The organism is Streptomyces auratus, from assembly GCF_050433025.1.
GTDB classification, from domain to species: Bacteria; Actinomycetota; Actinomycetes; order Streptomycetales; family Streptomycetaceae; genus Streptomyces; species Streptomyces sioyaensis.
This window is the reverse complement of record NZ_JBNGCB010000001.1, coordinates 3,251,166-3,263,099: the sequence shown is the minus strand read 5'-3', so window position 1 is coordinate 3,263,099 and position 11,934 is coordinate 3,251,166. Positions and strand designations below refer to the sequence as shown.

The following is an 11,934-nucleotide window of genomic DNA, read 5'->3' as shown; positions in this document are numbered from 1 at the left end:
TGACCGAATACTGAGGGTGTGTCACCCGTGCCTTCGCCCCTGCTGTCCCGCCGCCGGCTGCTTCAGCTCACCGGCGGCGGGCTGTTCGCCGCGACGGCGGGCGCCGCCGTCTGGGCCCGGCTGTCGGACGAGGCCTCCCGTACGGCCGGACCGGCGGGCCCCGGGCACTCCCTGGTGGACCCGGCCGACCAGTCCTTCGTGCACATCGTCGCGCACGCCGACGACGGCCTGTACTTCATGAACCCCGACCTGGAGCAGTCCCTGCGCAGCGGGGCGCGCTCGGTCACGGTCTGCCTCACGGGCGGCGAGGCCGACGGCCACAACGTCAGCCTGCGTACCCCCGACCCCGAGCGGGTCCCGGTGGACCGGGCCGCCTTTGCCCGCGCACGGGCCAACGGACTGCGGGCCGCGTACGCCGCGATGGTCACCGGCAACCCGGCCGCCCGCTGGGACGTCGCGGCGCTCTCCCTGCTCCCCGGCTTCGAGGCGGAGCTCCAGACGCTGCACGACGCCCCGCAGCACCAGCTGATCTTCCTGGAGCTGGTGGAGTCGCGGGCCGTCTGGCAGGCCCGCACGGTCAGCCTGCGCGGCCTGTGGCTCGGGGCCGCCGCCACCCTCCCCACGCTGCGCCCCGACCGCACCCCCGTGCGGCGGCAGTACCACTACACCCGCGACCAGGTCATCCGGACCCTGGTGGCGGTGCTCGACCGGGTCCGGCCCACGGTCGTACGGACCCTGGACCCGAACGCGGTGCATTCGCGGAAGCGGCCGCCGGCCACCTCGGACCACGATCCCCGGCTGGCCGGGCTGCGCTACTACGACCATCAGGACCACACCGCTTCCGCCTACTTCGCGCAGGCCGCGCTGGCGGCGTACGCCGACCGCGGGCGGCCCCCGATCGTGGAGCACTACCTCGGCTACGAGGCCGGCGTGCTGCCCCACGACATCGACCTGGCCACCGCCCGCCGCAAGGCCGCGCTGCTGTCGGTCTACGGCTGGGCCGACCACCGCGCCTGCGGCGACCCGGCCGGCTGCGGCGACCGCAAGGTGGGCGGCGCGGCGCTCAGCGGCGTCTCGCGCAACTGGACCCGCAGCACCCGGCTGCGGGCGCCCGGCTCCAACGCCTGGATCCGCCCGGCACAGGACGGCCGGCTCGCCGCCTTCGCGGTCCTGGGCGGCCGGGCCTACTGCTGGGCCGAGACCCGGCCGGGCAGCGGCAGCTTCGGCGCGCCGGTGCCGGTCGGCGGTGCGCTGCTGCAGGGGCAGATCCATGTGGTGCGCCGCCCGGACGGCACACTCCAGCTGTTCGCCTCCCGCACCGTGCTGCCGGGCCGGCACACCGACCACCACCGGGAGCTGCTGACCGCACCGCAGACCGGCACCGGCCCGGAGGGGGCGCCCGCCTTCGCGCGCTGGGAGTCGCTGGGGTCCCCGGACGCGGACCCGGTCAGATCGCTGGAGATCGGCTTCCCGGCGGCGGTGGCCACCCCGGACGGCACGGTGCACGTCTTCGTACGGACCTGGGACGGCAACATCGCCCACCGCAGTGGCCGGCCGGGCCGGGGCTTCTCGCCGTGGCAGCGGCTGGAGGGCACGGTCAGCACGTTGCTGGCGTCCCCGCGGATCATCGACGGGCTGGATGCCTGTGTGGACTCCGCCGGGCTGATCCATCTGGCCGCGCCGAGCATCGGGACCGTGGCGCACTGGGTGTCCAAGGAGGCCGGCGGGCCGCCGCGGCCGGCCGCGGCCACCGGACTGCCGCAGCCGGCCGGCCCGGTCAGCCTCGTCCCGCTGGCCGGCGGCGTGGTGCGGGCCGTCTTCCGCCGGTCGGCCACCGCCCAGGTGCTGATCGCCGAGCGGCCGCGGATGATCGGCGGCTGGCGGGTGTCGGCACGGTGCCCGGCGGTCGGCGGGTACGGGCGGGTGGCGGCGGCGCCGGTCGGCGGTGCCGGCCGGATGGTGCTCGCGGCCCGCGACGACGCCGGCGAGGTGCGGATGGCGATGGCGCAGGACGCCCCCGGGCCCTGGCAGCGGGGCAGGGTGGCGCATTCGGCGGCGGCCGGTGTCGCCCAGGACGCCGCCGGGCGGGCCGTGGTGGTCGCGCTGGGCACCGACGGCCGGCTGTACACGGCCCGTCAGACCTCGGTGGGGCAGCGTGCGCTGTTCGGGGGCTGGCGGGCTCAGACGGGTTCGCCGGAGCGAGCCGATGGCGGACCGTTCTGAGCGGGCGGGCGCAGGATGCGCCGGGAGACCAGAAAGGTGAACGGGAGGGCGGTCAGCGCCGCCGCCAGCGGGGCCACCGCGGTGTTCAGCCCGCACCAGCTCACCAGCAGCACCAGCCCCACGCTCTGCGCCGCATAGTTGGTGACCTGCGTCAGCGGGAAGAGCAGGAACTTCTTCCAGGTCGGCCGGGTGCGGTAGGTGAAGTAGGTGTTCAGGAGGAACGAGCAGACCATGCTCAGCGCGAAGGCGCCGGTGTAGGCCGCGAAGTACGGCAGCATCCGCCGCAGCGGCAGGTAACAGGCGTAGAACGTCAGGGTGTTGATCCCGCCGACGGTGGCGAAGCGCACGAGCTGGCCCCAGGGGGCGGGCGTCGGCAGACCGCGCATCAGCCGGCCCGGGAGCCGGCCGGGGCGGCATCCGCGGACGCGGGCGCGGGGACGGTGGTGTTGCTCTCCTTGACCAGGAAGTGCGGCCGCCGCTTGGCCTCGTAGTAGATCCGTCCGATGTACTCGCCGATCAGCCCGAGCATCACCATCTGCAGCCCGCCCAGGCCGACGATGATGGCCACCAGCGTCACATAGCCCGGCGCGGTGACCCCGCCGACGAGGGCCGCGCCGATGATCCACAGGGTGTAGAGGGCGGCGAGCGACGCCAGTCCGAGCCCGGCGTAGATGGCCAGCCGCAGCGGGCGGGAGTTGAAGGACAGCATGCCGTCGATGCCGTAGTTGACCAGCGAGCCGACGTGCCACTTGGTCTCGCCCGCCTCCCGGGCGGCATTGCGGTAGTCGAAGGTGACCGTGTCGAAACCGATCCAGGAGAACAGGCCCTTGGAGAAGCGGTTGTACTCCGGCAGCGAGAGCAGCGCGTCCACGGCCGTACGGGACAGCAGCCGGAAGTCGCCCACGCCATCGGTGAGTTCGACATCCACCCATCTGTTGACGGCGCGGTAGTAGAGCCTGCTCAGTGCGGTCCGCACCGGCCGGTCGCCGTGCCGGGTGCGCTTGGCGACGACCTGGTCGTGGCCGAGCTGGTAGAGGTCGAGCATCTTCTCGATGAGCTCGGGCGGATGCTGCAGATCGGCGTCCATGAGGATCACCGCGTCGCCGTCGGCCGCCTGCAGGCCGGCCAGTATGGCGGGCTCCTTGCCGAAGTTACGGCTGAAGGAGAGGTAGCGGGTGGTGCCGCGGTGCTGCTGGGCGAGGCTGCGCAGCCGGGCCAGGGTGCCGTCGGCGCTGCCGTCGTCGACGTAACAGAGTTCGTACTCGACGGCGAGACCGGCGAGGACCGCGCGGAGCGTGTCGTCGAAGCGGCTCAGGACGGCCTCTTCGTTGTAGCAGGGGACGACGATGGAGAGCTTCATGAGCAGGCCTTTTCGCCGGGGGCGGGGGGGCGGCGCGGACGGGGTCTACGGATCCGGTGGAATGTCACGAGGTGAACGGCGCGGTGGTGTGACGCGTCGACGGCCGCGGACCGCCCCGGCCGTGGCCACCGCGGCGAGGGCCAGCGCCGCCGCGGCGCTCGCCGCCAGCCCCGTCCCCAGGCCCGGCGGCCGGTAGGAGCACGACAGCCGGGAGGCCCCGGAGCCGAGCGGGACGGCCAGCAGACCGGCGAACGAGCGCGGGGCGCGGCGGGGTCCGCCGTCCACCGCACAGCCCCATCCCTCGACCGCCGGCATCGCCAGCACCGCGCTGCCCCTGCTGCCCGGCCGCAGCCGGGCCGTCAGTCCGTGGCCGCCGGCGGCCAGTTCCGCCGGGCCCCTGGCGCGCAGCGCGTCCACCGCCGCCGTCAGCCTGCGCGGGGACAGACAGCCGAGGGCGTGCCCGGGGACGCGCTGCGGGCCCCGGCCGGTGAAGCGCACCGACACCGTGCCGTCCGCGGGCACCCGGCCCAGCTCCCGCACCGGATTGGCGGTGACATCGGCGCGGCCGATCGCCTTGCTGTGCCCGCCCAGCCCGGTGACCCACCCGGAGAACCACGGCGCCGACCACACGGCGGTGCTGCCCGGGGCGCAGTGTGCCGTGAAGGTGGTCCCCGGGCCGTTCGGGTCCGCCGCCGGCTGCCCGGCGGCGGGCGGCCGTGCCGGGCGCAGCAGCCAGCCGCCACGGTCGGGCACCGGGGGCGCGCCCGCGGTGGGCCGCAGAGCCGGCACCTCGTAGACGGCCGCGCCCAGCACCCGCTCCTGACGGGCGAACACGGTCTCTCCGGCGCGCGGTCGGGGGAGCGTGCTCCGTACGGTCAACAGCGGGGCCGGGTGCGCGCGGTGCGGGATGTAGCGGGTGCGGCTCTCCCACACCGGCGACAGCGAGCTGCTCACGCCCATGATCGCCTGGCCCGCCGGGTCCTCGAAGCTGAGCGTGTGGCGGCCCCTGATGTACCACCCGGCGCCCAGGCGTTGCAGGGTCCGGGCGGTGGCCGTGGGGACGTAGCTGCTGTAGTACGCGCCGCCCTCGCCGCCGAGCAACAACGGGTCGTTGTTGGCGAATTCGTGCGGACCTGGATCGGTGCGGGAGCGGGGCCAGTCGGTGCGCGCCGCCAGTTCGTCCCGGGCCGCCAGCGAGGGCCCGGACAGCGTGATCTTGGGCCGGAACCAGGCGATCCTGTCCCGCGCCGCGGTCACGGAGCACGCCGTGTACGCCGAGCCGAGCAGGACGGTGCCGGTCAGCGCGGCGGTGGCCGCGGCCCGGGTGCGGCCGCCGCGCAGCGCGCCGCGCGCGGTCAGCGCCAGGAGGGTCACGGTGCCGCCGCCGGCCACCAGGATCCAGGTGGCGGTGCCGACCGCGGCCTGGTCCCGGCAGAGCCAGGCCAGCGCGGCGACCAGCCCGGCGCCCGCGGCGAGTTCGCCGGGCCGCGGGCGGTGCGCCAGCGCGAGCCAGGAGATCATCACGAGGATGCCGCTGAGCACGAAGGCGGCACGGTAGGGGCTGCCGTTGGGCAGCGCGAAGCCGTGCCACAGCAGGATCGTCGGCTCCTGGACGAACGAGAAGGCGACGCCCGCCGCCAGCGCGTACCAGCCCAGGCGCACCCGCAGCGGCACCGCGCGCACGAACGGGAAGGCCGCCACCAGCAGCAGCCCGGGGACCCCGATGAAGAGGTTCGGTGCCGGTGTCGCGTCGTGGCCGCCGGGCAGCAGCTGCGACAGCTGGTGGAGCAGGGGCGGCCCGCCGGCGTAGGAGACCTCGGGGGCGGGCTGGGCGGCGTGGCTGGCCCGGAAGGTGACGGTCAGGACCGGTGCGGTGAGCAGGATGCCGGTCAGTGCCATCGAGACGGCGCGGCCCGCCGCCCGCAGGCGGTCGCGGCGCGGCATCCCGGTGGCCGTCAGCAGCCGCAGGCCCAGGACCAGCGCCGTCGCCAGGGTGGCCATCGCCGCCGTGTAGAAGTTGCCCGCCCAGGCGAGGGCGACCAGCAGGGTGCCGGCCACCCAGCGGGTGCGGCGCAGGCACCAGTCCGCGGCGATACCGGTCAGCGGCAGTGCCACCAGGCCCCACATCCACATGGGGTCGGCGAAGCCGTCGTTCAGCACCCAGGCGCACAGCCCGTAGCCCACCGACAGCAGCGCCCGCAGCGCGCCGGAGCCCGGCTGGAGCCGGCCGAGGAGGACGGTCATCAGCGCGGCGCCCAGGCCGATGCTGAGCAGGGTGACCAGGAAGACCGGGAGGTCGGCCAGCGCACGGGGGAAGAGTCCGACGAGCCAGGAGAACGGGTTCATCAGATAGGTGAAGAAGTCGGCGAGGAACGGGACGCCGTAGCCGCTGCCCCAGTTGAAGAACAGATCGCCGCTGGTGGTGCCGTGCATCAGGTCCCACAGCCGGGCGTGGAACGGCACGAACTGATTGCCCAGGTCGTTGACGGCGCGGGAGTGCGGGCCGAAGGGGTAGCTGCCGTAAAGGGCGAGCCCGAGGCAGTACGCGCCCATGGACAGGGCCGCCGCGAGCCCGGGTGCCGTCAGCCGCCCGAGGGTCCCGCGCGCCGCGGCCGGGCGTTCACTTCCGGGAAGGGGACGGGCAACCTCCAGGGGCCGGACCGCCTCTTGTGGGGTGGCGGGCGTCGGAGCCACCGGCTCTCCTCCACGATCGGCGAACGTTCACCCCACGTTATATGTCTAAATAGTCCCTTTTGCCCGGCTGCGGCGCCGGGTCTTTCGGGGGATTGCGGAAATGAACGGAGGGCACGGGTGCCCGTCTCAGACGACCTCGCGGCCGCGGTCCCCACCGGGCCGGACGCCGCGGCGCCGACCGTCTCCGTGATCATGCCGGTGCACAACACCCGGCGTTACCTCGAACGCAGCCTCGGCTCCGTCTTCGCCCAGACGCTGGACCAGCGGCAGATAGAGGTGATCGCGGTCGACGACGGCTCCACCGACGGCAGCGCGGAGTGGCTGACCGAGCAGGTCCGCAGCCACCCCAACCTGACGGTGCTGCGCCAGGAGGCCTCCGGTGGCGCCGGCCGGCCGCGCAATGCCGGACTGGACCACGCCACCGGCGACTACGTCTTCTTCCTCGACTCCGACGACCGCCTCGACACCGAGGCGCTGTTCTGGCTCACCCGCACGGCCCAGAAGAACGGCTCGGACGTCGTCTACGGCCGGATAGCCGGCGCCGAAGGCCGCGGGGCCCCCGTCGACCTGCGCACCACCAGCGCGGCGGTCTCCGTCTTCGACTCCCCGGTCTACTGGTCGCTGGCCGCCTACAAGCTCTTCCGCCGCGCCTTCCTCGAACAGCACCGCCTGCGCTTCGTCGAGGGCCGGCTGCTGGCCGAGGACCTCCCCTTCGGCATCACCGCGCTGCTGCGCGCCGAGGTCGTCTCCGTCTTCGCCGAGCGCACCTGCTACTACCTGCACGGACGCGACGACGACAGCAATGCCACCCGCCAGGACATCGACTGGTGCGAGTACCTCGCCTACATCGGCACCGTCCTCGACCGGGTCGCGGCCGAGGTCCCGCCCGGTGAGAACCGCGACAAGCTGATGGTCCGGCACTTCCACGGCGAGATACTCATGCCCTTCGGGGCCCCCTACCTCCGCCGCGACGAGGCCGGCCGGCGGGCGATGGCCGCCGCCGCCCGCCCCCTCGTCGAGCGCTACCTCACCGACCGGGTGCTGGCCGCCCTGCCGCCCGCCCTCCGGCTGCGCGCCCACTGTCTGCGCGCCGGGCTCGACGACGAGCTGACCGGCGTCGTCCGGGCCGACACCGGCTCCCGGCCGGGCCCGCCGCACCTCGACGACGACGGGCGGGTCTACGCCGGCTACCCGTACTTCCGCGATCCGCAGCGCGCCCTCCCCGACGCCTGCTACGACCTCACCGACCGGGTGGCGCTGCGCCAGCGGCTGGTCCACCTGCACTGGGTGGGCGGCGTCCTGCACCTGCGCGGCACCGCAGACCTCCCCCCGCTGGGCGGCGACACCGTCGAGATCCTCCTGCGCCGCGGCGGCACCGTCCACCGCGTCCCGGCCCGCTACGAGGACGGCGCCTGGCGGGCCGCCGTCGACCCGGCGACCGCCGCGGACGGCGGCCCGCTGCCCGGCGGCACCTGGGGCTTCAAGATCGCCCTCACCGCGCACGGCCCGGGCGGCGCCGCCGGGCCCTCGCTGTGCCGCGAGGCCTGGCTGGTCCCGGAGCACCCGGAGGACGAGACGGGCCACCCGGACTTTGCCCCGCGGATCGTCGGCCGGGGCGCCGCGGGCCCCGCCGTCGCCGCGCTCTTCCTCTCCCGGCCGCACGGCCATCTGAACCTCGACCTGGACGCAACGACCCGGCCGCTCGGCGCGGACCTGCGGGGCACCGCGGACTGCACCCGCTCCGGGCGCGCCATCCTCACCGCGCACCTCACCCTGCCCGGCTGCCCCACCGACGCCGAGCTCCAGCTGATCCTCCGCGACGCGACCCGCACGGTGGCGCTGCGCACCACGGCCACCCGCAACGCCGGCGACCACTACACCGTGCGCTCCCTGCTCCGCACCGGCCCCCCGGGCACCTGGCGGGTCGCCCTCCGGGTGACCGCGGGCCCCCTCCGCCGCGAACTACCGGTCCGCCCCGCCGACGCCCCGCCCGACGGCCCGATACCGCTGACCCTCAACGTGCCCGACACCAGCCTCCGGGCCCGGCTCGCGCGCAGGCGCCGCGGCTGAACGTGGCTCACCCGCGCACGTCCCCCACGGCGGACGGGTGCCCTCGAAAGGCGTCTTCTTCCTGCGGCTCCCAGGGCGCCCGGAGTGGCCGGTGGCGCGGCCGGACGGGCTGACGGTGTCGCGCACCAGGACGCAGCGGCTCGCGGACGGGGACTTCGGATGACCTGCCCGCCGTGCGGTGCGCGGGAGGCGGCACTCGCCGGCACCGGCACGCCGTGCATACGCCGAGCGGCAGGCGCACGCTGGAAACAGCGGTTCCGGAGGTGATCGTGATGCTGCAGACCGCTGTCGGATGGCATGTCGAGCTGGAATTCGACGAGGACGCCCACCGCACCCGCGCCGCGGCCCTCGTCCGGCTCCCCGACGGGAGCGAGGTGCGGGCCCATGGCTATACCAGCCGCCACCCCGCCGATTCGAATCAGCCGAGGGTGGGCGAGGAGGTCGCGGGGGCCAGAGCACTCAACGAGCTGGCGATGAAGCTGCTGACCAAGGCGCACGACGAGATCGACGAGGCGTCGGGCCGGACCTCGCACCCGCTGCACTGAGGCGGACGGACGGGCCGGGCCCCTGCCTGGCGGTGCGCTCTGAAGGGGCCCGCCCGTGCGCGGCCGCGCCCCGCCGTGCCCATACGGGCGTGGCGGGGCGTCGGTGGCCGGGCCTCGGTCAGGCCTGCGGGTGGTGGTGCTGCCAGCCCGCCCAGGCCGAGGTGATCATGTCGCGTACGTCGTGGTGGGCCTTCCAGCCCAGCTCGGCGGTGATCCGGTCGGCGGCCGCGACCACCCGGGCCGGGTCGCCCGCCCGGCGGGGGGTGACCTCGGCGGTGACGTCGGCGTGGCCGGTGATCTCGGTGATCAGGTCGATCATCTCGCGCACCGAGACGCCCTCGCCGCGGCCGATGTTGAGCGTCAGATCGCGCACCGGGCCCGGTTCGGCGAGCTTGCGGGCGGCCGCCACATGGGCCTCGGCGAGATCGGCGACATGGATGTAGTCGCGGATGCAGGTGCCGTCGGGGGTGTCGTAGTCATCGCCGAAGATGCGCGGCGCGGTGCCCTCGGTGAGCCGCTCGAAGACCATCGGGACGATGTTGAAGACCCCCGTGTCGGCCAGCTCGGGGGTGGCCGCGCCGGCCACATTGAAGTAGCGCAGGCAGGCGGTGCTGATGCCGTGCGCGGCGCCCACCGCGCGGGCCATCCACTCGCCGACGAGCTTGGTCTCGCCGTACGGGTTGATCGGCAGGCAGGGGGTGTCCTCGGTGACCAGGTCGACATCGGGCATGCCGTAGACCGCGGCCGAGGAGGAGAAGACGAAGCGGCCGACGCCGCCCGCGGCCATCGCCTCCAGCAGCGTCTGCAGACCGTGGACGTTCTCGCGGTAGTAGAGCAGCGGCATCTCGACGGACTCGCCGACCTGCTTCTTGGCGGCCAGATGCACGACATCGGTGATGCCGTGCCCGGCGATCGTCTCGTCGAGCAGCGCGCGGTCGAGGGTGGAGCCCACGACCAGCGGGACGCCCTGAGGGACCCGGGCGGCCACGCCCGTCGTCAGGTCGTCGAGCACGACGACCGACTCGCCCGCCTGGCGCAGGGCCCGTACGACATGGGAGCCGATGTATCCGGCACCACCCGTGATCAAGTAAGACATGGCGTCAATCCTAGGCTCGGGGTCGGACAGTGAAGAGGAGCGGGCCGCGGCGGTCAGCGGCGCAGCCGCCGGGCGGCGATCCGCCATACGCTGCGTACACCCGAGGCGACCCGGAGCGACAGCGCCCCTCCGGTCGTCGCATACGGCTGCACCAGCAGGACGAGATGCCGCCGGCTGGGCAGCACCCGGCGGCGCAGCCCCGGGCCCTGGGCCCGCAGCGAGGCCCGGAAACCGGCCCCGTTCGCGCAGCTGACCTGCGCCATCAGGTCCCAGGGCTCGGGGTCGGCACCCTGCCCGTCCGGCTCGACCAGCGCGCCGAGGTCCAGCGCGACCTCGGCGGTCCAGCTGGCCGTGGAGCCGGGGGCGGTCGGGGCGGCGCGGGTGAGCGAGGCGGTGTGGACCGGGCCGCGCTTCTCGTCGCGGCGCCGGTGCAGCTCGATGTCGATGCTCTGCGGTTCGGACGCGGCCAGCCGCCCGTACAGATCGTGTATGCGCAGCCGCAGTACACCGCGGCCGGTGACGGAGGGTTCCGCGTCGATGGTCACCGGCAGCCGGTGCGTCGGCTTGGTGCCGATCGCGTCCAGCTCGACGTCGGGCAGGTCCGGGGACCACACCGGACGGCCGTCGGCCTCCGCGTACGGCGGCAGCAGCCGGCCGGGGCGGGCCGCCAGCTGGGTCAGCCGGTCCAGGTCCCGCGGGGCGGGGGAGGCCAGCACGACGCGGGCCAGCCAGCGGGCCGGGGCGCGGGCCGCGCGCAGATCGACCTCGTCGAAATTGGCCAGATAGTCGCGGGCCAGGCTCCACCACTCGGCGCGGTAGTCGGCGCCGCGGGTGTGCAGCTCGCGGACGTACATCCGCAGATCGTGGTCGAGGAACTTGGTGTGCGCGGCGTGCGCCAGCGCCTTGAGGCCGGCGTCCTTGAAGATCTGCACGCTGGCGCGGTGGGCCGCGATCCGGGCCTGCCAGTTGGCCACGTCGTTGCGGTCCAGCGAGATCGACTGCTTGGCGGCCGAGCGGCGCACGTGCCAGATGTAGACACTGTCGGGGATGGTCACGATCCGCGGGTCGGCGGCCAGCACCCGCGCGGTGAAGACGAAGTCCTCGTAGGTGAAGCGGCCCTCGGGGAAGGTGATGGCGTGCTCGTCCAGGAACGCCCGCGCGTAGAGCTTGTTGACGCACAGCGTGTCGCGGACCAGCTGGGGGCTGGTTTCGGCCGAGTCGTGCACGGCCGGCTCGCGGTAGAGGGCGGGCTGCCAGGGGATGTCGCGGTGGGCGGGCAGCTCACGGCGTACGCAGGCGCCGGCCGCGACCGGCGCGTCGTGCTCCAGTGCGGCGGCCAGCAGCGCCCGGGCCGCACCCGGGGGCAGCACATCGTCGCTGTCCAGGAACATCACGAAGCGCCCGGTGGCGGCGCGCAGCCCGTCGTTGCGCGGGGTGCCGCAGCCGCCGCTGTTCCGCTCGCGGTGCAGGACGCGGAGCCGTGGTTCGTCACGGGCGAGGGCGTCCAGGGCGGCGCCGGTGCCGTCGGTGGAGGCGTCGTTCACCGCGATCACTTCGGTGACCGTTTCGCCAGGATTCCCCTGCGCGAGTGCAGAGCGGACCGCGTCGCAGACGTGGCCGACATCGTTGAAGGCGATGACGACGATGCTGACCTGCGCGGCTGGCGTGATGGTGGGCCCTGCCGGCAGTGGCTCAAGGGCTTCTTTCACAGTCACTGAATCTACATTTCGTGTCGACAGCATCTCTTGGCGCGAGCGGGGTCCGAACCCATTTACGATGGTTCAGAGGCCGAATCCCGTCGAGCGGTTGCACCCGCCGCTCCTCTTTTCCCGCCCTCTTGCCGTCTTCTTACTTCTTACCCGGCGGGAGTCGGGGCTTGGGTGTGCACGGCTCCCGTAAGAGCACCTGCACATGCTGTAACGACGCGAGCGCCGCGGGATGCCGAT

At 74.1% G+C, this 11,934-nt stretch carries 8 protein-coding genes; 3 read left to right on the top strand and 5 right to left on the bottom strand.

Annotated elements, in window-relative coordinates; all coding sequences use genetic code 11:
* Window positions 1-27: 27 nt before the first annotated feature.
* Window positions 28-2,223, top strand: a complete 2,196-nt coding sequence (locus BKA18_RS14035; RefSeq protein ID WP_366043440.1) for a PIG-L family deacetylase — start codon at window positions 28-30, stop codon at window positions 2,221-2,223.
* On the opposite strand, the gene BKA18_RS14030 is transcribed toward BKA18_RS14035, so the two are convergent.
* From BKA18_RS14030 to BKA18_RS14020, 3 genes are read right to left on the bottom strand one after another with little or no spacing between them, the layout of a single operon-like run.
* Window positions 2,181-2,609 (bottom strand): GtrA family protein, encoded by a 429-nt coding sequence (locus BKA18_RS14030; RefSeq protein WP_366043438.1) that lies wholly within the window; start codon window positions 2,607-2,609, stop codon window positions 2,181-2,183. The genes BKA18_RS14035 and BKA18_RS14030 overlap by 43 nt on opposite strands.
* Entirely contained in the window at window positions 2,609-3,583 is a 975-nt protein-coding gene (locus BKA18_RS14025; RefSeq protein WP_366043437.1) for a glycosyltransferase family 2 protein, read from the bottom strand. The genes BKA18_RS14030 and BKA18_RS14025 overlap by 1 nt, the downstream gene beginning before the upstream one ends.
* A 45-nt stretch (window positions 3,584-3,628) precedes the next feature.
* The gene (locus BKA18_RS14020) at window positions 3,629-6,277 is read right to left on the bottom strand and encodes a YfhO family protein (RefSeq protein ID WP_366043436.1); all 2,649 of its coding nucleotides are present in this window, start codon (window positions 6,275-6,277) and stop codon (window positions 3,629-3,631) included.
* Window positions 6,278-6,394: 117 nt separating this feature from the next.
* Here BKA18_RS14020 and BKA18_RS14015 point away from each other — a divergent pair, with 117 nt between their 5' ends.
* Together BKA18_RS14015 and BKA18_RS14010 are read left to right on the top strand one after the other, a co-directional pair.
* Entirely contained in the window at window positions 6,395-8,347 is a 1,953-nt protein-coding gene (locus tag BKA18_RS14015) for a glycosyltransferase family 2 protein (protein ID WP_366043434.1), read from the top strand.
* Window positions 8,348-8,619: 272 nt separating this feature from the next.
* Window positions 8,620-8,892, top strand: coding sequence for a DUF1876 domain-containing protein (locus tag BKA18_RS14010; RefSeq protein WP_366043433.1), 273 nt, complete (start codon window positions 8,620-8,622; stop codon window positions 8,890-8,892).
* 118 nt (window positions 8,893-9,010) lie between these two features.
* Here the strand turns inward: BKA18_RS14010 and galE are convergent, their stop codons facing one another.
* Both galE and BKA18_RS14000 read right to left on the bottom strand, forming a co-directional pair.
* A complete protein-coding gene (galE, locus tag BKA18_RS14005; RefSeq protein WP_366043431.1) occupies window positions 9,011-9,988 on the bottom strand; it encodes a UDP-glucose 4-epimerase GalE in 978 nt (325 codons plus the stop codon).
* 53 nt (window positions 9,989-10,041) lie between these two features.
* Window positions 10,042-11,697, bottom strand: coding sequence for a glycosyltransferase family 2 protein (locus tag BKA18_RS14000; protein ID WP_366043488.1), 1,656 nt, complete (start codon window positions 11,695-11,697; stop codon window positions 10,042-10,044).
* Window positions 11,698-11,934 lie beyond the last annotated feature (237 nt).

Bases quoted from the DNA above. Each gene is read 5' to 3' on its own strand.
- BKA18_RS14010 (WP_366043433.1), top strand. From the start codon at position 8,620: ATGCTGCAGACCGCTGTCGGATGGCATGTCGAGCTGGAATTCGACGAG.
- galE (WP_366043431.1), bottom strand. From the start codon at position 9,988: ATGTCTTACTTGATCACGGGTGGTGCCGGATACATCGGCTCCCATGTC.
- BKA18_RS14030 (WP_366043438.1), bottom strand. From the start codon at position 2,609: ATGCGCGGTCTGCCGACGCCCGCCCCCTGGGGCCAGCTCGTGCGCTTC.
- BKA18_RS14025 (WP_366043437.1), bottom strand. From the start codon at position 3,583: ATGAAGCTCTCCATCGTCGTCCCCTGCTACAACGAAGAGGCCGTCCTG.